Origin of the sequence: Antiquaquibacter soli, from assembly GCF_030580675.1 — a bacterium.
GTDB classification, from domain to species: domain Bacteria; phylum Actinomycetota; class Actinomycetes; order Actinomycetales; family Microbacteriaceae; genus Rhodoglobus; species Rhodoglobus soli.
Genome location: NZ_JAUQUB010000001.1, coordinates 1,843,723 through 1,861,901 on the forward strand (window position 1 = coordinate 1,843,723; position 18,179 = coordinate 1,861,901).

The 18,179-nt window shown below is 70.3% G+C and carries 23 protein-coding genes; 7 read left to right on the plus strand and 16 right to left on the minus strand.

Features of this window, described 5'->3' with window-relative positions:
- Nucleotide 1: 1 nt before the first annotated feature.
- From Q5716_RS09160 to Q5716_RS09200, 9 genes are all read right to left on the minus strand, one after another.
- The gene (locus Q5716_RS09160; protein ID WP_305002767.1) at nt 2–1,117 is read right to left on the minus strand and encodes a M20/M25/M40 family metallo-hydrolase; all 1,116 of its coding nucleotides are present in this window, start codon (nt 1,115–1,117) and stop codon (nt 2–4) included.
- 9 nt (nt 1,118–1,126) lie between these two features.
- Nucleotides 1,127–1,357: a PspC domain-containing protein gene (locus Q5716_RS09165; RefSeq protein WP_305002768.1), complete on the minus strand. Its 231-nt coding sequence runs from the start codon at nt 1,355–1,357 to the stop codon at nt 1,127–1,129.
- A gap of 59 nt (nt 1,358–1,416) precedes the next feature.
- Nucleotides 1,417–1,911: a PaaI family thioesterase gene (locus tag Q5716_RS09170; protein ID WP_305002769.1), complete on the minus strand. Its 495-nt coding sequence runs from the start codon at nt 1,909–1,911 to the stop codon at nt 1,417–1,419.
- A 14-nt stretch (nt 1,912–1,925) separates the two neighbouring features.
- Nucleotides 1,926–2,720, minus strand: a complete 795-nt coding sequence (locus Q5716_RS09175; RefSeq protein ID WP_305002995.1) for a DUF3097 domain-containing protein — start codon at nt 2,718–2,720, stop codon at nt 1,926–1,928.
- 91 nt (nt 2,721–2,811) lie between these two features.
- The gene (locus Q5716_RS09180; protein ID WP_305002770.1) at nt 2,812–3,396 is read right to left on the minus strand and encodes a hypothetical protein; all 585 of its coding nucleotides are present in this window, start codon (nt 3,394–3,396) and stop codon (nt 2,812–2,814) included.
- 61 nt (nt 3,397–3,457) lie between these two features.
- Nucleotides 3,458–4,138: a M23 family metallopeptidase gene (locus Q5716_RS09185; RefSeq protein ID WP_305002771.1), complete on the minus strand. Its 681-nt coding sequence runs from the start codon at nt 4,136–4,138 to the stop codon at nt 3,458–3,460.
- A gap of 157 nt (nt 4,139–4,295) precedes the next feature.
- Nucleotides 4,296–4,685, minus strand: coding sequence for a VanZ family protein (locus Q5716_RS09190; protein WP_305002772.1), 390 nt, complete (start codon nt 4,683–4,685; stop codon nt 4,296–4,298).
- Between the two features lie 95 nt (nt 4,686–4,780).
- Nucleotides 4,781–6,511 carry an alkaline phosphatase family protein gene (locus tag Q5716_RS09195; RefSeq protein WP_305002773.1) on the minus strand — a complete coding sequence of 577 codons (1,731 nt, stop codon included), beginning with the start codon at nt 6,509–6,511 and terminating at the stop codon, nt 4,781–4,783.
- Nucleotides 6,512–6,543: 32 nt separating this feature from the next.
- Nucleotides 6,544–7,959, minus strand: coding sequence for a sugar porter family MFS transporter (locus Q5716_RS09200; RefSeq protein WP_305002774.1), 1,416 nt, complete (start codon nt 7,957–7,959; stop codon nt 6,544–6,546).
- A 198-nt stretch (nt 7,960–8,157) separates the two neighbouring features.
- Here Q5716_RS09200 and Q5716_RS09205 point away from each other — a divergent pair, with 198 nt between their 5' ends.
- Nucleotides 8,158–8,925, plus strand: a complete 768-nt coding sequence (locus Q5716_RS09205) for an NAD(P)H-binding protein (protein WP_305002775.1) — start codon at nt 8,158–8,160, stop codon at nt 8,923–8,925.
- Here Q5716_RS09205 and Q5716_RS09210 read toward each other — a convergent pair.
- Both Q5716_RS09210 and Q5716_RS09215 read right to left on the minus strand, forming a co-directional pair.
- A complete protein-coding gene (locus Q5716_RS09210) occupies nt 8,903–10,378 on the minus strand; it encodes a DUF7059 domain-containing protein (protein WP_305002776.1) in 1,476 nt (491 codons plus the stop codon). The genes Q5716_RS09205 and Q5716_RS09210 overlap by 23 nt on opposite strands.
- 12 nt (nt 10,379–10,390) lie before the next feature.
- A complete protein-coding gene (locus tag Q5716_RS09215; RefSeq protein WP_305002777.1) occupies nt 10,391–10,777 on the minus strand; it encodes a VOC family protein in 387 nt (128 codons plus the stop codon).
- 68 nt (nt 10,778–10,845) lie between these two features.
- On the opposite strand from Q5716_RS09215, the gene Q5716_RS09220 reads away from it, so the two are divergent.
- Nucleotides 10,846–11,496 carry a TetR/AcrR family transcriptional regulator gene (locus Q5716_RS09220; RefSeq protein WP_305002778.1) on the plus strand — a complete coding sequence of 217 codons (651 nt, stop codon included), beginning with the start codon at nt 10,846–10,848 and terminating at the stop codon, nt 11,494–11,496.
- 13 nt (nt 11,497–11,509) lie between these two features.
- Complete coding sequence (locus Q5716_RS09225; protein WP_305002779.1) at nt 11,510–12,004, plus strand: FBP domain-containing protein; 495 nt, start codon at nt 11,510–11,512, stop codon at nt 12,002–12,004.
- Here the strand turns inward: Q5716_RS09225 and Q5716_RS09230 are convergent.
- Nucleotides 11,988–12,968: a helix-turn-helix transcriptional regulator gene (locus Q5716_RS09230; protein WP_305002780.1), complete on the minus strand. Its 981-nt coding sequence runs from the start codon at nt 12,966–12,968 to the stop codon at nt 11,988–11,990. The genes Q5716_RS09225 and Q5716_RS09230 overlap by 17 nt on opposite strands.
- Nucleotides 12,969–13,025: 57 nt before the next feature.
- Nucleotides 13,026–13,493 (minus strand): SRPBCC family protein, encoded by a 468-nt coding sequence (locus Q5716_RS09235; protein ID WP_305002781.1) that lies wholly within the window; start codon nt 13,491–13,493, stop codon nt 13,026–13,028.
- Nucleotides 13,494–13,590: 97 nt separating this feature from the next.
- On the opposite strand from Q5716_RS09235, the gene Q5716_RS09240 reads away from it, so the two are divergent.
- The 4 genes from Q5716_RS09240 (at nt 13,591) to Q5716_RS09255 (ending at nt 15,660) form a co-directional block, all read left to right on the plus strand.
- On the plus strand, nt 13,591–13,974 hold the full coding sequence (locus Q5716_RS09240) for an ArsR/SmtB family transcription factor (RefSeq protein ID WP_305002782.1): 384 nt from the start codon (nt 13,591–13,593) through the stop codon (nt 13,972–13,974).
- The gene (locus Q5716_RS09245) at nt 13,967–14,434 is read left to right on the plus strand and encodes an SRPBCC family protein (protein ID WP_305002783.1); all 468 of its coding nucleotides are present in this window, start codon (nt 13,967–13,969) and stop codon (nt 14,432–14,434) included. Before Q5716_RS09240 ends, Q5716_RS09245 begins: the two co-directional genes overlap by 8 nt.
- Nucleotides 14,431–15,219 (plus strand): alpha/beta fold hydrolase, encoded by a 789-nt coding sequence (locus tag Q5716_RS09250; RefSeq protein ID WP_305002784.1) that lies wholly within the window; start codon nt 14,431–14,433, stop codon nt 15,217–15,219. The genes Q5716_RS09245 and Q5716_RS09250 overlap by 4 nt, the downstream gene beginning before the upstream one ends.
- Before the next feature lie 69 nt (nt 15,220–15,288).
- Entirely contained in the window at nt 15,289–15,660 is a 372-nt protein-coding gene (locus tag Q5716_RS09255) for a VOC family protein (protein WP_305002996.1), read from the plus strand.
- Here the strand turns inward: Q5716_RS09255 and Q5716_RS09260 are convergent.
- From Q5716_RS09260 to Q5716_RS09270, 3 genes are read right to left on the minus strand one after another with little or no spacing between them, the layout of a single operon-like run.
- Nucleotides 15,648–16,421: a YidC/Oxa1 family membrane protein insertase gene (locus Q5716_RS09260; RefSeq protein ID WP_305002785.1), complete on the minus strand. Its 774-nt coding sequence runs from the start codon at nt 16,419–16,421 to the stop codon at nt 15,648–15,650. The two genes, Q5716_RS09255 and Q5716_RS09260, sit on opposite strands and share 13 nt — an antisense overlap.
- Nucleotides 16,422–16,478: 57 nt before the next feature.
- Entirely contained in the window at nt 16,479–16,772 is a 294-nt protein-coding gene (locus Q5716_RS09265; RefSeq protein ID WP_305002786.1) for a hypothetical protein, read from the minus strand.
- A 19-nt stretch (nt 16,773–16,791) separates the two neighbouring features.
- On the minus strand, nt 16,792–18,147 hold the full coding sequence (locus Q5716_RS09270; protein ID WP_305002787.1) for a glucose-6-phosphate dehydrogenase: 1,356 nt from the start codon (nt 18,145–18,147) through the stop codon (nt 16,792–16,794).
- Nucleotides 18,148–18,179 lie beyond the last annotated feature (32 nt).

Consider the following 18,179-nt stretch of genomic DNA (forward strand, 5'->3'; position numbering starts at 1 on the left):
TCTAGGCGCAGAACTCGGCGATGGTGCGGCGCAGCACCTCGGTGAGCTGAGTTATGGACTCGGTGCTCGCCCACTCGTCGTCCGCGTGAGCGCCGCCGCCCACGACACCGAGCAGGACGGTCGGGATGCCCGCCTCGGCGAACAGCCCGGCGTCCGTCCAGAACGGCTCACCGCGCTCCACCGCGGGCGATCCCGTCACCGCGGACAGCTGCTCTCGCACCACGGCGCGAATAGAGGAGTCCGCGGTCGCCTCGAACGCCCCGCGTGCGACGAGTCGGGTGAGGGTGGCCCGCTCCCCCAGCAGCTCGCCGAGGCTGCTCCTCAGCTCAGCCTCGACGGCGTCGGGCGACTCGCCGGGCAGGAAGCGCCGCTCGATGGTCAGCGTGCAGGACGGGGCGACGGTCGCGGCATCCACCCCGCCGGCGATCGTCGAGACCCGCACCGTGCCGGGGTCCAGCAGCGGGTGCGCACCCCTCGCGGCGAGCCGGGACTGCAACTCGTCGAGCCGCCGCATGATCCGCCCGGCGTGGGCGATCGCGTCGATGCCGAGCTCGGGCATGGAGCCGTGCGCGGCGAGTCCGTCGATGTCGACGCGGAACCACGCGAACCCGCGGTGCGCGACGGTGACCTCGAGCTGCGACGGCTCGGCGACGATGGCGGCATCGGCCGAGTAGCGCTCGAGCACGTCCTCCGTGCCGCGGCTGCCGAACTCCTCGTCGGCGACCAGGGCGACGAGCACATCTCCGCGCCGCTCGGGCGCCGACGCGGCGGCGACGAGGAGACCGGCGAGCCCGCCCTTCATGTCGAAGGCGCCGCGACCCACGAGCCGACCGTTGACGACTGTGCCGGAGAACGGATCGCCCGGCCAGGTCGTGATACCGACGGTATCGAGATGGCCGCTCAGCATCAGGGAGGCGCCCCCGCCGGTTCCGCGTGAGATACCCACGAGCGACGGGCGCCCCGGCTCGCGCTCGAGGCGCTCGACCTCGAAGCCGTGGCGCTCGAGCCACTGCGCGCAGAAGTCCGCGATCGCCGATTCGCCGGCGGATCCCGGCACGAGGGTGGGGTTCACGGAGTCGATCGCAATGAGCTGCTGGGCGAGGGCGACCGGATCCATCCCCTCAGGTTAGGCGCTGCGAGTGTCCTGCGGCGCGGGGGCGACGATGCGCTCGGGCTCGTTCGGGATCACGATCCACGCGACGACATAGAAGATCGCCTGCGGACCGGGGATGAGCAACGAGAGCACGAACAGGAGTCGGACGACGTTCGCGTTCCAGCCGAAACGCCGCGCGAGTCCCGCGCACACCCCCGCGATCACTCGGCCGGTGCGGGGACGCTGAAGAGTCGAAGTGGTCATGCTTAAATCGTGGCCGGATGCTCCCCGCCGCGGTATCGGGGAAACCCCCGAATCGCCCCTCAACCCTGCACGGGGAACACGAGGAGGGTGCTGCTCGCCGTCGCGACGAGAGCGCCCGAGGCATCCCGAACGTCCGCCTCGGCGAACGCGGCGCGCTTGCCGGGCTTGACGACGCGACCGGTGCACGCGAGCTCGCCGCTCTCCGAGCTGAGCGCTTTGAGGTAGCTCACCTTGATCTCGAGCGACGTGTAGCCGAACCCCTGCGGCAGGGTCGACTGGACGGCGCAGCCGAGAGCCGAATCGAGAAGGGTGCACGCGAACCCGCCGTGCACCATCCCGATCGGGTTGTAGTGGGATTCGTCGGGCGTCGCGGTGAACACGACCTGCCCCTCCTCGACGGACGCGATCGTCATGCCCATGAGCACGGCGATCGGCGGGGGCGGCAGTTCGCCGGAGGCCATCGCTCGGAGGTAGTCGAGGCCGGTCATGGTCGCCATCGCCGCGGCGCCGATCGTGGGATCCTGCCAGGCGACGGTACGGGTGCGGTCGGTCATGCACCCAGTCTGCGTCAGGGTGCGGTGACGAAGTCGATGAGTTGTTCGACCCGGCCAAGGAGGGCGGGTTCGAGGTCGGCGAAGCTGTCGACTCGCGACAGGATGCGCTGCCAAGCTCGAGCGATGTCCGCCTGATCGGCGTGCGGCCAGCCGAGCGCCTCGCACACCCCGTGCTTCCACTCGGTGCCCCGGTCGATGGCGGGCCAGGCCGTCATACCGAGTCGGGCGGGCTTGACCGCCTGCCAGATGTCGACGAAGGGATGCCCGACCACGAGGACGTGGGCGCCGAACTGGCCGCGCGCCACCGACTCCGCGATCCTGCTCTCCTTCGAGCCCGGAACGAGGTGGTCGACGAGCACTCCGGCGCGCCGGTCGGTCGCCGGGCGGAACTCGCGCAGCACCTCCTCGAGGTGATCGACGCCGGCGAGGTACTCCACGACGACGCCCTCGACGCGCAAGTCGTCGCCCCACACCCGCTCGACGAGCTCTGCGTCGTGTCGCCCCTCGACGAAGATGCGGCTCGGCAGAGCGACGCGGGCCCGCGCATCCTCGACAGCGAAGGAGCCGGATGCCGTGCGCCTCGGTGACGACGGGGCACCGGCGACGGGCTTCACGAGCTCGACGCGGGCTCCATCGATGAGGAATCCCGTGCCGAGGGGGAAGGCGCGGACGGCGCCGTGCCTGTCCTCGAGGTGGACCAGTCCGCCGCCGACGGACACGACGGCTCCCGTGAACCCGCTCGCGGCGTCTTCCACAACGAGGTCGGGCTCGACGGGCACCCGAGCGGGCTTACTCACGCCCCGCTGCATCCTGAAGTCGGCGAGAACGTCGCTGCCGTACCGGTCGTCGCTCACCGGTCGATGCTAACCGCGGGGCCGCGCGGCCCCCGGGCGGACACGGCTAGAAGCCGAAGTCGCCCCCGAAGTCGCCGCCCCCGAAGTCGCCGAAGCCGCCGTCGCCGAAGCCGCCGTCTCCAATGCCGCCGGCATCCGCTGAGGCATCCGCCCCCGCGTCCGCGCCCGTGTCCGCGGAGTCCGCGCCGCCGTCGGCACCCGCATCCGCCCCGCCGTCCATCGGCAGGAAGGCGCTCACGATCGCCGAACCGATCACGTAGCCGGCAACCGTGCCGAGCAGCGAACTGCCGACCATCGCCCCGAAGCTCGGGCCCTGGAACGAGCGCTCCATCGTGCCGGGCTGGCGCAGCTCCGACCGTGTGGCGGCCTGGGCGAGGGACTGAGCGTCCTGTCCGCGGGGGGCCTCCCCAGCGGGAGCGTTGCGGCTGAGCTCGGCGAAGACCATCGCGCGCTGCTCGTCGGTGAGCTTGGAGAATGCCTCGGCATGCACCTGCTCGATGGTCTCGGGCGGGGCGGTGCGCAGCAGGTAGCGGTAGCGCTCGACGGCGATCTCGTCATCGGTGCGCGGGCGCCTCGGCGGCTGTGCAGCTGCCTGGTCTTCCGTGCCGAACAGTCGATCGAAGAGTCCCATGTCGCGCTCCCTCCGCGGGCGCTCGCCCGCTTCCCTCCACTGTAGGAACGCTGCCTGGGAGCTAGCTATTCGCGTGCTCGAGCAGCCAGTCGAGCGGGTTGATCTGGATCTCGTCGACGATGATCTCGAAGTGCAGGTGCGGACCGGTGCTCGCACCCGTGTTGCCCACGGCGCCGAGCTGCTGTCCGATCGCGACCGAGTCGCCTTCGGCGACCTGGAGCGAGCCGAACTGCATGTGCGCGTAGACGCTGCGCACCGTCTGCCCGTCGATGACGTGCTCGACGACGACGTGCACCCCGAGTCCGGTGTCGCTCTCCTCGGCGAGCACGACCACGCCGTCCGCGATCGATTGCACCGGGTAGCCCTCGCCGGGAGTGAGATCGATGCCCTTGTGGTCGCTCGAGCAGCCCGCGCAGTCCCGATAGCCGAAGCCGCTCGTCATCGTGGTGATCGCGGGGACCGGCCACTGCACGAGCGAGTACTCGGTGACGCCGAACGCGTCGCGCACCACGACGGGCGCGGGCGCGAAGGCCGGTGCGGCGTAGCTCTGCAGGTTCGGCACCTCGACCTCGGCGACGATCGCGTCGGCCGAGGCGGGAAGGGCGGGGATGCACATCAGAAGGCCGCTCGAGGCGAGCGAACCGACCGCGAGCAACCGGCGGTTGACGGCGAGGAAGCCACGATGGCGGCTCGACTCGGGGAGGGCAGCGGCGGGGGCAGGGCGGTAATAGCGTGGGGGCACGGCGGAGATTCCTCGGGGGCGGGCGCGCGACGGCGCATCGGGTGTGCGTCGCGGCACGGACAGGTCTGCAGCATCGAAGGATGCTCTCGACGGACCCGAGAGGGAGGTCCTCCGGCGGTACGGTCACACCGGCTCGGTCTCGGTCCTGGGAAGTTCCCTACTTACCAGGGTGAGTGACGATTCTGGGAAGCTCATGAGAATGCATGGACTTCTGGCGAACCGTCAGGAGCACGACGCCGAGCAGGACACCGAATACGGCACCCGCGCTCGAGCACAGGATGTCCAGCGCCGACGCGTATCCGGGCGGCATCCAGATCGTCTGCGCCGCCTCCACCCACGCCGCTCCGAGCATCCCGAACCCGACGGCGACCCACCAGCGGCGGCGTCCCATCAGGAGGGTCAGCAGCAGGCCGACGGGGATGAAGAGGACGAGCGGGAGTGCCCAGGATTCGCGCGCCGCGGCGGAGCCAGGAGTGAAGGTCAAGGCGACGAGCATCCCGAAGTACAGGGCGGCCACAACGCTGAGGAAGTGTCGCCGCCGGAACATGGCTCCAGTGTGGCAATCCCTCCTTCGCGTTCGATGGGAGTGGCGTGGATGCTGCCTGACTGCGAGCCGAACGATCGCCCGGCCCGCCGCTCGACCTAGTCGCGGTCGCCGAACAGTCCCTTGCCGTGCTTGACGAGCACGTCGTAGGCGTCACCGTAGGTCTCCGGCACGGGCAGGTCGGGCTCGTACTTCGCGAGCAGCAGTCCGAGCAGCCCCTTCGCCGGTGCGGAGAGGGGCCGGTGCTTGTGCTTTTCGTTCGGCTTCGGAACGTCCTCCGGGTTCTTCGGGGTGTAAGCGGGGTGCGTCACAGGCCACTCCCACGTCTGCCGCGGGGTCTGGAGGTTCACCGCGTTGAACACGTTGTTGGCGGTCGCGTCGCGCCTCGTGAGCGGGCTCAGGCCGTGCAGGCGGTTGAGCGTGGCGATGAGCGAGCCGTGGTGCATCTCGTCATGGATGATCGTGCCGGGAGCCGTGTACGCGCTGACGAGCAGCGCGGGCACGCGGCATCCCAGCCGGTCGAACGTGAAGCCCATCTCCCCCGCCGGGGCCTCTGGGGTGGGCGGGACGGCGGACGGCGGCGGGACGTGGTCGAAGGTGCCGCCGTGCTCGTCGAAGGTCACGAGGAACGCGGTGTTGATGGCGTTGGAGCCGGTCTCGGACTTCGCCGACCGCAGCGCCGAGTAGACGTCGTGCAGGAGCGTCTCACCGGCGCGCACGTCGGAGAGCGCGCTGTCGTAGAACTCCTGGCCCTCGTACTCGTTCTCCTTGAGCGTGCCGAACGGCGGGTGCATGTCGTTGTGGTTGAACACCATGCGGGGCTCGACGAACGAGTAGGCCGGCAGCGCGCCGTTCTTCACGTCCTCGTAGAACTGGTCCATGCTGCGGAAGTTCGTCTTCCAGTACGGCTCGAGCACCGCGGCATGCAGCATTCCGGTGAAGGACACCATCTGGCTGATGTCGTAGTAGACGCGCCAGGAGAGGCCGGCTTCCTCGAGTCGGTTGAAGATCGTGGGCGCGGGCGGGGCGTCGATCCACTTGGAGTAGCCGCCGCCGTCCTTGTTCGTCACGAAGCCGTGCGACGTCGAGGCGTGGAAGAAGGAGCGGTTGCAGAAGGTCTGCGACGGCACCCCGGCGTGCCACGCGTCATAGACCGCGAAGCCCTTCGCGATCGCGGAAAAGACGGGGAGCATGTCGGGCGAGAAGCTGCCCATGGCCACCCGGTATTCCTCCGCCGTCGGAGCGGTGCCCTTCTTGAGCTCCTTGTAGTTGATGACGTAGTCGGTGACGAAGCCGGACATCTCCGGCTTCGATGTCGACGACGGAGCGTTGAACGGCGACTGCAGCCCGTTGGCGTAGAGGTCGGCGTTGGTCGCGGGGTCGACGACGTTGAATATCTGCGTGTTGACGTGCGGGTAGGTCTCGCCGGGGTCCGGCTGAGGGTGACGCATGACCTCGTCGGTGGAGCCCTCGTAGACGTGCGCCTCGATCGAGTCGCCCGCCGGGCCCGGGTTCGAGTAGCTGCCCTGGGCGAGTCCGTCGAAGGTCGCGCCCGAAGGCAGCTCGTCGTTCGAATAGAGCCAGCCGAGGATGTTGTCGAACGAGCGGTTCTCGAACATAAGGGTGACGACGTGGTCGAATCCCGGCTCGCTCCGCGGCGCAAGGGGGTCGAATCCCGGAATCGACTGCTGCGAGGCGATGACCGCCGCCGTGCCGCCCGCCACCGCTGCCCCCGCCGCGAATCCGCCCACGCCGACGGCGGCGGTTTTGAGGAACGCCCTCCGCGAGGCCTTCGTCGGGTCGGTCGTCGAGGGGTCGTTGTCAGTCACGAGAGCACTCTAACCCGCACGGGTCGGGCTCATTACGGGGTCGAGCGCTCGAGGAGCGTGTCGGCGTCCTCGAGCGACATGCCCTTTGTCTCCGGCACGACTCGAAGCACGAAGACGAACGACAGCGCGGCGAAGACGGCGTAGGCCGCGTAGGTGAGCGGCAGCGACCAGGCGGAGAGCGAGGGGAAAGTCATGGTGATCGCGAAGTTCGCGAGCCATTGCGCCGCGGCCGCGACACCGAGCGCCTTCGCGCGAATCGAGTTCGGGAAGATCTCGCCCAGCAGCACCCACACGAGAGGGCCCCACGAGGCGCCGAAGAACACGACGAAGAGATTGGCTGCGACGAGCGCGACCGGGCCCCACGCCCCCGAGAGCTGGGGGCCGGATGCTCCCGCCGTCGCCTGGCTGAACGCGAGGGCCATCGTGCCGAGCGATGCGGCCATACCGATCGACCCGGTGAGAAGGATGGGGCGGCGACCGATGCGGTCGACGAGAGCGATGGCGACCAGGGTCACGAGGATGTTCACGATTCCCGTGACGACGGAGATCGCGAGCGAGTCGTTCTCGGTGAAGCCCACGGCGTCCCAGAGCTCGGTCGAGTAGTAGAAGATCACGTTGATGCCGACGAACTGCTGGAACACCGAGAGGATGATACCGATCCAGACGATCGGCTTGAGGCCGAAGCGGGACCCGCGGAGAGTGCCCGACCGGGCGGCGTCCGCGTCGGCGGTGATCGAGTCGCGGATCTCGGCGATCGCGGCATCCGCGTCCTCGCCCGGCCAGTACTTCTCGAAGACGGACCGGGCACGCGCCTCGTTGCCCGTGAGCACGAGATAGCGCGGCGACTCCGGCAGTCGGAGGGCGATGAAGCCGTAGACGAGGCCCGGCACGACCGCGACGAGAAACATCCAGCGCCAGGCGTGCAGTCCCCACCACAGCGGAGCGTCCGGGCCGCCGGCGGCGTCGGCGAGGACGGCACCGGAAAGGAGGGCGACGAAGATGCCGACGGTGATCGCGAGCTGCTGGAGGGAGCCGAGCCGGCCGCGCAGAGTCGCGGGAGAGACCTCCGCGATATAGGCGGGCGCGACGACCGACGCGATGCCGATGCCGAGTCCCCCGACGACGCGCCACGCCATGAGGTCGATCACTCCGACGGCGAGGCCCGCGCCGATCCCGCTCGCGACGAAGAGCACCGACCCGATGAGCATGACCGGGATTCGACCGAGCCGGTCGGCGAGTCGGCCGGCCAGGAACGCGCCGATCGCGCACCCGAGGAGGGCGATCGCCACCGTGAAGCCGATCGCGGTCGTGTCGAGCGCGAAGTCCTTCTGGATGGCGTTCACCGCGGCATTGATGACGGACGAGTCGAAGCCGAACAGGAAGCCGCCGACGGCGCCGGCGACGGCGAGGCCCACGGCCTGAGAGCGGACGGCGGTCGGTGCGTTCACGGGTCTCCTTCGAGCGGGTGGCACCAGTGTGGCAGGGTGAACGCGCTAGCCTGGAACGACATGCTCCGCTTCTCAGCCTGATTTCCCTGACCCGATCGCGATGTGTCGCGCCCTCTCGGGCGGTGTCGGCCTGCGCCGGCGAAGGGACGCCCTGCGTCCCCGCCTCCGCACCCCCATCACCGAACCAGGAGAAAACTCATGACCACCTACCTCATCACCGGATCCACTGGCCGCCTCGGGTCCGCAGCGCTCGGAGCTCTCGTCCAGCGCGTCGGTCGGGATGCCGTCACCGCGCTAGTGCGAGGCGCGGGGCATCCCGCGGCCGACGTCCGCCGCGTCACGGGCGACTACGACGACCCGCGCTCGCTCCGGCAGGCCCTCGACGGGATCGACCGCGTGCTGTTCGTCTCGAGCCCGCAGCTCGACCCGGCGATCCGGTCGCGACAGCACCTCGCGGTCGTGGGCGCGGCCCGGGATGCCGGCGTCGAGCACCTCGTCTACACGAGTGCTCGCGGCGCCCAGCACGATCCCGCGCACCGAGCGACCGAGTCCGCCCTCGACGGCATGAGCGCGACCGTGCTCCGCAACACCCTGTACACCGAGCCGTGGATCGAGGCGGCGCTCGACGCCGGCGTCGTGCGCTCGGCCGCCGCGGGCGCGCTGATCTCGACCGCGTCGATCGCCGACCTCGGCGAGGCGGCCGCCCGCGCACTCGTCGCCCCGCCGCAGGCTCGGGTGCTCGAACTCCGGGGACCGGCGTGGGGCTTCGCGCAGCTCGCCGCCGTGCTCGGCTCGCCGCTCGAGGAGGTCTCCGACGAGCAGACCGGGCCGTTCGCGGTGCTCTTCCCTCTCGTGCGAGCGGAAGTGCTGGCCGAGTCCGGCGCCGACCTCGCCGCGCTGCTCGACCGGCAACCCGAGGACATCGCCGCCGTCGCGGCGCGGCTCACGGACGCACGAAGCCGGTGAGAACGAGCTCCGCGAGCTCGGGCAGCACCTCGTCCCGGAGCGCGGAGCCGTCGACGCCGAGCAGATCCGCCACAGCGAAGCAGATCGCCTCGACACTCAGGTCGCCGTCGCTGGCCCCCACCACGGCGGCGACCGCGGTGTCGACGGGGATGCTCCGGGCGAAACCCGAGCCCTGCCGAAGGATGAGCATGGTGGGGTCGTCGGCGCCCGGCCAGTAGTGCCGCTCCTCGGTCACGTCCGGGGCGACGGTGAGGCGGGCATCCCGCAGCGACGCGGATCGCAGCCAGTCGTGGGCAGCGAGCACGCTCTCGATGTGGCCGCCGAGGGAGCCGCCGAGCGGCGCCCCGTACTCCTCGAACCTCCGGAGCGTCGGGGGGCCGCTCAGCGGCCGGCGCAGGGTGAGATAGCCGAAGCCGACCTCGCGGACCCCGCGCTCCTCGAAGTCGTCGAGCCACGCGGCGTACAGCCGGTCGAACTCCGCGCCCGAGCGCGTGCCGCCGTCGCGGATCCAGGTCTCGGCGTACTGCTCGACGCGCTGGCGCTCGCGCTCGACGACCCACGCGTCGAGTCCCGTGGACTCCACCCAGGCGCGGACGCGGTCGAGCCCGGAGTCGCCGCGGTACTCCCAGTTGCCGAGGAGCTGTGCGACGCCGCCCGGTTCGAGGTGCTCCTCGAGGCCGGCGACGACCGTCGCGACGAGGGCGTCCCCGACCATGCCGCCATCGCGGTACTCGTACTCCGGCACCCCGGTCGCGCGCGGGGTGATCACGAACGGAGGATTGGAGACGATGTGGCCGAATCTCTCCCCCGCGACGGGCTCGAAGAGGCTGCCGAGCCGGAACTCGATGTTGTCGAATCCGTTGAGCGCCGCGTTGAGTGCGGCGAGCTCCAGGGCGCGCTCCGAGATGTCCGTCGCGACGACGCGCTTCGCGTGACGCGCGACGTGCATCGCCTGGATGCCGCAGCCGGTGCCGAGGTCGAGCGCCACGTCCACGTCCCGGTCGACGAGCAGCCCGCTGAGCGTCATGGATGCCCCGCCCACACCGAGCACGTGGTGCTCGGGGATCGCGTGCCCGAGTGCGAGCTCCCCCAGGTCCGACGCGATCCACCAGCTCACGACCCCGTGGGCGTCGACGACGCTGTACGGTCGCAGGTCGAGCAGCGGCGCACCGGCGGCGTCCACGAGGCCGAGCGATCGGGCGCCCGCGGCGGTGAGGGACGGGAGGGCCGAGTCAAGTGCGGCGGGGTCCACGGGCATCCCGAGCACGAAGGCGCGGGCGAGTACGGCCGCGGGCGCGCCACCGGACCGCTCGAGGGCGCGGAGGGCGGGAACCCGGTGGCCGCGGTGGAGGGCGGCGGAGGCATCCTCGCCCCACAGCTCGGTGAGACCGTCGACGGTGAACCCCGCCGCGTCGAGGTCGCGGGCGAGGGCGGCGATGAGGGCGAGGTCCACGCCCCTAGTGTCTCAGGAGCTGAGCACGCTCAGGATGTTGCCCGACGGGTCGGTGAACCACGCGATGTCGGGGCCCTGGCCGGCGGCTCGTCCGCGCGAGATGCCCTTCTCGTCCTGATGCATCCCCTCGTAGCGCTCGAAGACGACACCGCGGGCCGAGAGCTCGTCGACGACGGCGTCGATGTCGTCGACGGGGAAGTTGAGGACGGTGAAGGTCGCCGGCTGGTGCGCCTCCCCCTTCGGATAGGCGATGACGTGTCCGCCGCCGGGGAACTCGAGCTCGAGCATCCCCATCGGGTTGTCGACGAGCGCGAGCCCGAGCACGTCGCGGTAGAACGCGCGCGCGGCGTCGAGATCGTTCACGGAGAAGCCGCTGAAGGCGGCGGAATCGGCGAGCATGGCAACCTCCTCATGTGTACGGTGTCCACACTGTCATAGGATGGGGTAACCGTCCACAGGGGAGACGAATGGCCACTCCACAAGCGCACCCGACCGCTCGAGCGAGCTACCACCACGGCGACCTGCGCCACGCGCTCCTCGCCGCGGGAGTCGGCCTCGCCCGCGACGGCGGTCCCGACGCGGTCGTGCTCCGCGAGGCGACCCGGCGGGTGGGCGTCTCCCCGAACGCCGCATACCGCCACTTCGCCGACCGCGAAGCGCTGCTCGCCGCCGTGTGCGATGCGGCCCAAGCGCTCCTCGCCGAGGCCATCGACGCCCAGTTCGCGGCCGTCGTGACCGACGACCCCGGCGAGCGCGCCCGCGGCCACCTGCGGGCGGTCGGAACCGCCTACGTCGCGTTCGCCCTCGATGAGCCGGGGTTGTTCCGCACGGCGTTCTTCGTCCCGACCGACCTGGAGCTCGCGGCCGTCCCCACGAAGGCCGGTCCGAGCGGCAGGACGCCGTTCGAGCTCGTCGGCGACGCGATCGACGAGCTCGTCGCATCCGGGCTCATGCCGCACGAGCGACGACCGCAGGCCGAGTTCCTCGCGTGGTCCTCGGTGCACGGACTCGCGATGCTGCTCATCGACGGCCCGCTCCGGGGGCTGCCGAGAGCGCAGGCGGACGCCGTGACCCAGCGGGTCGTCGACATGGTGGAAGCCGGATTCACCGCGCCGTAGTTAGGCTGGACGGATGAAGCCGCTGTCGCCGACCGAAATCCGCGAGAGCTTCGTCAACGCCAGTCAGGGCGAGTCCGAGCGCATCCCGCTGCCGGGCCTGCACGAAGTGCTCTGGGACGACCGCGAATACCTCGGCTGGCGCGATCCCCAGGCGCGGCAGCGCGGCTACCTCGTGTACTGGCGCGGTGACACGCCCGTCGGCATCGTGCTGAGAGCATCCGAGTCGGCGCTGCGGCCGGGCATCTCCGCGATGTGCTCGCTGTGCCGCATCACCCAGCCGTCGGACCAGGTGACGCTGTTCTCGGCCCCGCGGGCCGGTCAGGCGGGGCGCGACGGCAGTACGGTCGGCACCTACATCTGCGACGACCTGGCCTGCTCGCACCTCATCCGGATCCTGCCGCCCGCGTCGGACATGCAGCCCTCGCCCGAGGAGATCCTGGCCGGCCGATCGGAGAGCCTCGTCGCGCGCGTCGAGGCGTTCACGTCCGACGTCATGCGGACGGCGTAGCCCGCGTCGACACCGCCATCCGCTCCGCCGCCTCCGCGACGAAGGCCGCGAGGTCGTCGTTGCCGCGGATGCGGTAGCCGACTCCGGCGGGGATCCACACGAGCGCGGCGGCGAGCTCTTCCAGGCTCGCGCCGGAGATCGGCCAGCGGACCGTGCCGTCGTCGACCCGCTCGACCCCCGCGGAGTACTGCCCGAACCGGGCCACCATCGCGTCGAGGGGCATGTCGATCTCGATCCACGCCGAGTGCGAAGCGGGAAGACCGCGCAGAGCAGAGCGGACGAACTCGGCTGCGTCGTCGGCGGGCAGATCGCGCGGCTCGGAGCGCAACCGGGTACCGAGGAAGGAGCTCACCCTGTCGATGCGGAAGGTGCGCCAGTCGTCCCGCTGCAGGTCCCACGCGACGAGGAACCAGTGCCTCCCGGCGGGCACGAGGGAGTGCGGCTCGACCGAGCGGCGGCTCTCCACTCCGGCGCCGTCGACATAGTGGAACCGAATGCGCTCGCGGTCACGGCACGCGAGAGCGAGCTGACCGAGGATCTCCGGGCTCACCACCGGCCGATCGAGGCGCGTGGTCGAGACGGCCGCCGAGAGCGCGTTCACCCGCTCGCGAAGCGCTGACGGAAGAACCTGTTCGAGCTTGGCGAGCGCGGTGAGCGTCGTGAGCTCCCCGTCGACGAGTCCCTGGGTCGCGGCCACCCGGAGCCCGACCGCCATCGTGACCGCCTCGACGTCCGTCAGCAGCAGGGGCGGCATCGCGGCGCCCGCCTCCAGCCGGTAGCCGCCGCCGGCCCCGGGCACGGACTCGATGCGGTACCCCAGGTCGCGGAGGCGCTCGATGTCGCGCCGCAGCGTGCGGTCCGTCACCCCGAGTCGCTCGGCGAGCTCAGCGCCCGCCCAGTGGCGGTGGGTCTGGAGCAGGCTGAGCAGTGACAGGATGCGCGATGCCGTCGTGGTCTCGGACATGCATCCATTGTCCGGGCCGCGAGCAGATATCCCCCCAGCACAGCGGAATAGCCGACGCTACCGCCCGGCGTCGGCGGCGATGCGCGGCAGCACGCGCCGCATGTAGCGCGACCACCACAACTGCACGATGACCGCGACGACGAGTCCCGCGCCCCGCCTCGGGTGGAACGCGTAAGCCCACCGGATGCGGGTGCCGTCGCCCTCGCGCTCGAGCCGCCACTCGGCTCTCGCGCCGGACACGAGGCGGCCGAACAACCGGCGGAAGTCGCTCAGGTCGTAGGCGAAGTAGGTGGGCGATGCGGCGTCGGTGATCGTCTCGACCACGGATCCGCCGTCGCTGAGGTGGAGCATCCGGCTCTGGCCGACGACGGTCCATGGGCCGGTCTGGTCGCTCACCGCGGTGACGGCCGGAAGCGGGCCGAAGGCCGGGTAGTAGCGGGCCGGGTCGTGCCCCGTGATGAACGACCAGGTGGCGTCGGGCATGGCTGCCGCGAGGGCCGTCGCGGTGGCGCTGGTGCGGGTCATGACGGCTATTCGTAGCATCCCCTCGCATCGTTTGCTTGACACCGCAGCGAGGAGCACTATTGTATAACCGATCGCTTTCAGAACCGAAAGGTTATAGATGGACCCGTTGTCCGCGGTGTTCGGCGCGCTCGCCGACCCGACTCGTCGAGCGCTCCTGCAGCGCCTCGCCGAGTCCGACGCCACGGTCACCGAGCTCGCCGAGCCGTTCGCCATGAGCCAGCCCGCAATCTCCAAGCACCTCAAGGTGCTCGAGCACGCGGGTCTGATCTCGCGCTCGAAGGTCGCCACAGCGCGCTACAGCCACTTGGAGGCGGAGCGATTGAGGGAGGCGATCGAGTACATGGAGCGGTACAAGCGCTTCTGGTCGCGAAGCTTCGACCGGCTCGACCAGGCGATCGCCGCCTTCACGGCGATGCAGCAGACCACCACTGCGGATGAACCCGCGACCGAGAACAACGGCAAGGAGACCACCGATGACTGAGCACGTGCTGCCCGAGGCGACCGACCGCGACGTCTACATCACTCGGAGCTTCAACGCTCCCGTCGCCGTCGTCTGGCGGTTCTGGACCGACCCCGCCCTCCTCGCCCAGTGGTTCGGGCCGCACGCGGTATCGGTCGACCCGGCGACGGTCACTGTCGAGCCGCAGCCGGGGGGCGCCTGGAACCTCGAGATGCACGACGAGAACGGCGTCTACCCCGTGCAGTCCACGATCGTGGAGATCGTCGAGCACGAATACCTCGAGGGCGTGCTCGCCGCGCAGACCTCCGCGGGCGACATCGAGCACGTCTACTTGCGCGTGCAGTTCCACGACCACGGCGACACGACCCGGGTGACCCTGCACCAGGGACCGTTCGACCCGGAGTTCCGCGACATGACGACGGCCGGCTGGCTCGAGTCGTTCGAGAAGATCGACGCCCTCATCGAAGGAGGAATCCGATGACCGAATTCACCACCTCTGCCGACGGTACGCGCATCGCGTACTCGGTGACCGGCTCAGGGCCGGCGCTCGTCCTCGTCGATGGCGCGATGTGCTACCGCGAGTTCGGGCCGTGCAAGAGTCTCGCCGAGACCCTCGCCGACAGGTACACCGTGTACTACTACGACCGGCGCGGTCGGGGCGAGAGCGGCAACACGCTCCCCTACTCGCCCGAGCGCGAGTTCGAGGATCTCGCCGCAGTGATCGACGCCGCGGGCGGGGATGCCTTCGTCCTCGGGTTCTCCTCGGGCGGCGGCCTCGTGCTGAGGGCGGCCGCGCACGGCGTGCCGATGCGCAAGCTCGCGAGCTACGAAGCGCCGTTCATCGGCGAGGTGCGGGTGAAGGGCCAGCCGGTCGACGCGATCGCCGAGCTGAACAAGCGGCTGGATGCCGGTCGTCCCGACAAGGCGGTCGACTTCTTCATGGTCGACATGGTCGGCGGACCCGCGTTCATGCCCCTCATGATGCGGCTGATGCGTCCGGTGTTCGCGCAGCTCAAGGCCGTCGCCTTCACCCTCCCCTACGACACCGAGATCATGACGGGCTTCCGAGTGCCGGTCGACGAGCTGTCGCGCATCCGGGTCCCCGCCCTCGTGATGGTGGGCGGCAAGGCGAAGCCCAACATGGTCGCCGCCGCGCAGGGTGTCGCCGATGCCGTTCCCGGCGCGACTCACAGACTCCTGCCCGGGCAGACGCACCAGGTCAAGGACGAGGCGATCGCCCCCGAACTCGTCGAATTCTTCCGCTGATCGTCAGAATTCCGGACGCTATCTGTCCGCGTCGCCTCGTACCGTGAGGTCATGACGAAAGGACAGATCATGGACTGGAAGATCGAACTGCTCGCCGTGCCCGTGAGCGACATGGACCGCGCGAAGGATTTCTACGTGTCGATCGGCTTCTCCGCCGACCACGACCACCGGGTGAGCGACGACATCCGCTTCGTGCAGCTCACTCCCCCGGGGTCCGCGTGCTCGATCGTGCTCGACAGCAACTTCACCGAGATGACGGCGGGCTCGGTCAAAGGCATCCAGTGCGTCATCGCCGACGCGGACGCCGCGCTCGCGTTCCTGCGCGAGCGCGGCGTCGAGGCGGGACCCGTCGACGAGACGCCATGGGGCCGGTTCGTGTACTTCTCCGACCCCGACGGCAACGGCTGGGCCCTCCAGCAGCTCGTGCCCTACGAGGGCTGAGCGACGGGTGCTGCGCCGGGGCCGGGGTCGAGCACCCGGCGCAGCACCTGCCGCTCGACGAGAGTCCACGTCGTCGAGACGGCGAGGTAAAGCGTCGCCGCGAGCGGGACGAGCGCAGCGAAGACGATCGTGAGGAAGGGCATCCAGCTGAGGATGCCCGCCATCGAGCGCACCGCGGCGGGGACCTCGTCGGCGCTCGACTGCGTGTAGCGCTGGGTCACCCGTCGGGAGAACCACGCGACCAGGCCGATACCCGACAGCAGCACCACGAACACGAGGAGCTCGAGCGGGGGCGAGCCGGCGCCGATCGCGTGCAGGAACGACGTCCCCAGCGGCAGCCCCAGGAACTGCTGCTCGAGCAGAGCGTTGGGATGACCGCCGATCACGGTCACCGCGAAGAGCGCGTAGAGCACCGAGAGGATCGGAGCCTGGATGAGCGCCGGCACGCACCCCGCGAACGGGCTCACCCGCTCGCTCGAGTAGAGCTCCATGGTCTTGCGCTGGAGCAGCTCCGGATTGCTGGAGTAGCGCTTGCGGAGCGCCGCGAGCCGCGGCGCGAGGCGACGGCGCTCGATCTCGCCCCGCACCGTCGCAATGCTCGCGGGGAGCAGGGCGAGCCGGACGACGACGGTCACGAGCACCACGGCGAGGGCGGCGGCGAGGCCGCCCGCGACGGGGTCGAGCAGCCCGATGAGGGCGGTGATGACGGAGTGCGCCGCATCCAGTACGGCGGCGATCGGAGCGAACGAGTAGAGGTCCACAGCAGTCCTTCGGTAGTCGGGTCAGGGGTCATCTGACCGCCCGACCGACTCGTCGGACTAGGCGGCCGGGAGAACCTCTCCCGGCGCACGACTGCGGGTGCGGCCCGGGGTCGCCGGATGCTGCGGCGCGGGCATCCCGATGAGCAGCTGTCGATGCTGTCGAGCACGCCCGCCCACGGCTCCGGTGAGCGGCCGCTGTGCGAGCACCACGACGACCGCGACCGCGAGCGCGGCCACCGCCGCGAGGGACAGCACCGCGGCGATCGACGCGGGCTCGCCCGACCCTCCGAGGGCGGCGACGAGCAGCGCGAGCCCGAGGAGGGTCGTCAGCCGCGCCGCGAGGGTTCGCATGGGCTCAGGCTACACCGGGCTACCAGGACGACGGTCCGAGACTGCCGGCCGGATAGGTCTCGAGCGGCACTGCATCCTTGCGCCAGGCCGCGAGCACGGGGGCGACAATCCTCCAGCACTGCTCCGCGACGTCGCCGCGGACTGCGATCGTCGGGTCGCACTCGAGCAGCTCGGAGAGCACCTCGCCGTAGGCACTGAGCTCGGGATCCCCCAGGTCGGCGTGAAGCATCGACCGGTCGAGGGTGAACGGATCGCCCTCCCCGTTGATGACGAGGTCGAGGTCGAGGGTCGCCGGCTTGAGAGAGATCCGCAGCGAACTCGGGCCGGGGATCCCGGTCAGCCCGGTCGGCAGGTGCGGCACGTCCTTGAAGGTGACCACGATGTCCTGCCGGTTCTCGCCGAGGGCCTTGCCCGAGCGGAGCACGAACGGCACCCCCGCCCAGCGCCAGTTGTCGATCGCGAGGGTGACCTCGGCGAGCGTCTCCGTCTTGAGCGACGGGTCGACGCCGTCCTCGTCGATGTAGGCCGGCAGTCGCCGACCGGCGATCGACCCCGCGCCGTAGCGCGCCCGTCTCGACGACGTGCCGTTCTTGCGCCACGGGCGCGTCGCGCGCAGCACCTGGGCCATAGCGCCCCGGAGATCGTCGGCGTCGAGGCTCGCGGGCGGCTCCATGGCGGCGAGGGCGAGCACGAGCAGGAGATGGCTCTGGATCATGTCGACGAGCGCACCCGCACGGTCGTAGTAGCCCGCGCGGTTCTCGAGCGCGAGCGACTCGTCGACGACGATCTCCACCCTCGAGATGTTCTCGGACGAGAACAGGGGTTCGAAGATGCGGTTCGCGAAGCGCAAGCCGATGAGGTTGAGCACGCTCGTCTTGCCGAGGAAGTGGTCGACGCGGAACACCTGGTGCTCGGGGACCATGGTCTCCAGGAGCCGGTTGAGCGCCTGCGCCGACTTCAGGTCGGTACCGAAGGGCTTCTCGAGCGCGAAGACGATGCCCTTCGGCAGATCTATCGTGGACAGGGCGCGGACGGCGAGCGCGGCGACGGCGGGCGGGAGAGCGAAGTAGACCGCGATCCGGCCGGTCGCGGCATCCAGCACAGCCTTCAGATCCTCGGGGCTCGTCGCGTCGCCGCGGAGGTAGCGACTGGACTTCGCGACCTTCCTGCCGAGGGCGGAGGGCGAGTCGGCGAAGGCGGTCGCCACTGTCGAGCGCCAGTCGGCATCGGTGGTGTCATCCCGGTCGACGCCGATGATGCTGATCGGCTGAGCGCGCGAGGAGGCGAGGAACGAGGCCACCCCCGGCAGGAGCAGTCGAGCGGTGAGGTCTCCCCCCGCGCCGAGGATGACGAGGGTCTCGATGCGATCGGTCACGCGCCGAGGCTATCCCACCGCGCGACCCCAGT

Bases quoted from the DNA above. Each gene is read 5' to 3' on its own strand.
- Q5716_RS09160 (WP_305002767.1), bottom strand. From the start codon at position 1,117: ATGGATCCGGTCGCCCTCGCCCAGCAGCTCATTGCGATCGACTCCGTG.
- Q5716_RS09165 (WP_305002768.1), bottom strand. From the start codon at position 1,357: ATGACCACTTCGACTCTTCAGCGTCCCCGCACCGGCCGAGTGATCGCG.
- Q5716_RS09170 (WP_305002769.1), bottom strand. From the start codon at position 1,911: ATGACCGACCGCACCCGTACCGTCGCCTGGCAGGATCCCACGATCGGC.
- Q5716_RS09175 (WP_305002995.1), bottom strand. From the start codon at position 2,720: ATGCAGCGGGGCGTGAGTAAGCCCGCTCGGGTGCCCGTCGAGCCCGAC.
- Q5716_RS09180 (WP_305002770.1), bottom strand. From the start codon at position 3,396: ATGGGACTCTTCGATCGACTGTTCGGCACGGAAGACCAGGCAGCTGCA.
- Q5716_RS09190 (WP_305002772.1), bottom strand. From the start codon at position 4,685: ATGTTCCGGCGGCGACACTTCCTCAGCGTTGTGGCCGCCCTGTACTTC.
- Q5716_RS09205 (WP_305002775.1), top strand. From the start codon at position 8,158: ATGACCACCTACCTCATCACCGGATCCACTGGCCGCCTCGGGTCCGCA.
- Q5716_RS09215 (WP_305002777.1), bottom strand. From the start codon at position 10,777: ATGCTCGCCGATTCCGCCGCCTTCAGCGGCTTCTCCGTGAACGATCTC.
- Q5716_RS09220 (WP_305002778.1), top strand. From the start codon at position 10,846: ATGGCCACTCCACAAGCGCACCCGACCGCTCGAGCGAGCTACCACCAC.
- Q5716_RS09225 (WP_305002779.1), top strand. From the start codon at position 11,510: ATGAAGCCGCTGTCGCCGACCGAAATCCGCGAGAGCTTCGTCAACGCC.
- Q5716_RS09230 (WP_305002780.1), bottom strand. From the start codon at position 12,968: ATGTCCGAGACCACGACGGCATCGCGCATCCTGTCACTGCTCAGCCTG.
- Q5716_RS09235 (WP_305002781.1), bottom strand. From the start codon at position 13,493: ATGACCCGCACCAGCGCCACCGCGACGGCCCTCGCGGCAGCCATGCCC.
- Q5716_RS09240 (WP_305002782.1), top strand. From the start codon at position 13,591: ATGGACCCGTTGTCCGCGGTGTTCGGCGCGCTCGCCGACCCGACTCGT.
- Q5716_RS09245 (WP_305002783.1), top strand. From the start codon at position 13,967: ATGACTGAGCACGTGCTGCCCGAGGCGACCGACCGCGACGTCTACATC.
- Q5716_RS09250 (WP_305002784.1), top strand. From the start codon at position 14,431: ATGACCGAATTCACCACCTCTGCCGACGGTACGCGCATCGCGTACTCG.
- Q5716_RS09255 (WP_305002996.1), top strand. From the start codon at position 15,289: ATGGACTGGAAGATCGAACTGCTCGCCGTGCCCGTGAGCGACATGGAC.
- Q5716_RS09265 (WP_305002786.1), bottom strand. From the start codon at position 16,772: ATGCGAACCCTCGCGGCGCGGCTGACGACCCTCCTCGGGCTCGCGCTG.